Here is a 1,165-nt window from a genome sequence, read left to right as displayed (position 1 = left end):
ATAAGGTTACCAAGTGGGGAGCAAAAGCTACCGAAGGTTCCGTTCAACGGGCTTTCATTTCTTGTCTTTCAGACAAAACGAAAGCTTAGTTATTGAAGGTTCCGTTCAACGGGCTTTCATTTCTTGTCTTTCAGACAAAACGAAAGCTTAGTTATTACCAGTAGTTTTTTCTCTATGCTTTCAATTTATCTAAAATTAAATTCTTTTCGGCTTCATTATTTCTGTTTTCAAAGTGTTTATTTATCCATAATTCAGCAGAATCAAAATCGTTTTTTTTAGCATTTATAAAACTTAATATATATTCAAATGAAATTATACGCATTCCAATTTCATATGTCGGATTTTTTATTTCACTCGAAAGACTTGTTATATTTTGTTCAATTGTCTTATTTTCTTCAAACCATTTTTTTAGTTTTGGGACATTATTCTCAAGAACATTATTTAAACTTTTTCTAAACTTTTCTTCATTTACAGTGCTTATTTTGTCCGGATTTATAGGACTATTATTTTCATAGCTTTTTTGCCACCCCTCCAATCTTTTATAATAAATGATTTTAGTTGATTTATCTGTTTTATGATGTGTCAATTTATTTTGAGAAGAAATAGTTGGAATAAAATCATAACAGATTCCAAAAGAGAAAGAACCTCCAAAACCTTTGAAAACATTATACTCTACGACAAACTTAATTCCATCTTCGTTAAAATTGTTAAACCATAAATATTTTCCATTCCAATTGTTTAGTCCAATTTCGGAAAACTTTGGTGTTGCAATTTCATTCAAAATCTCAAGTCTTTTTTCTAATAAAACTTCGTCTAAATTTTTTATGTCGTCGTATATTTCATTAATCGCTTTTCTTCTCTCAATTATATCTTTAATTTTACGAAAAAAGTTCATTTGGATTTCGGTTTTTTTTAAAATTACTGGTAACGTCAGGCTGTGAAAAAACTCAATTCCCACCTAATTATTCAATTTATTCAACCTTTCAAACCTCAATAAATGCGTTTTTAAGCAGGCTGTTTTTTAAGCTGCAATTGATAATGTATTTTTTACATAACCGAAAACAAGCTCGAAATAAGTCGTTTCAAGAACAAAACAAGACTTCGCTTTGTAAGGCGACTTCCAGTTTTTGAGTTTCGCAATTAAGTCCGGAACGCCCAGAATATT

At 29.6% G+C, this 1,165-nt stretch carries 1 protein-coding gene; it reads right to left on the bottom strand.

Annotation, left to right across the window (positions count from 1 at the left end; all coding sequences use genetic code 11):
* Positions 1-172: 172 nt before the first annotated feature.
* Positions 173-958 (bottom strand): hypothetical protein, encoded by a 786-nt coding sequence (locus tag HNQ03_RS16035; protein WP_173780703.1) that lies wholly within the window; start codon positions 956-958, stop codon positions 173-175.
* Positions 959-1,165 lie beyond the last annotated feature (207 nt).

The organism is Frigoriflavimonas asaccharolytica (assembly GCF_013294015.1).
GTDB classification, from domain to species: Bacteria; Bacteroidota; Bacteroidia; order Flavobacteriales; family Weeksellaceae; genus Frigoriflavimonas; species Frigoriflavimonas asaccharolytica.
The sequence above is the reverse complement of the archived record's forward strand: the minus strand, read 5'-3'. Positions and strand labels throughout refer to the sequence as shown.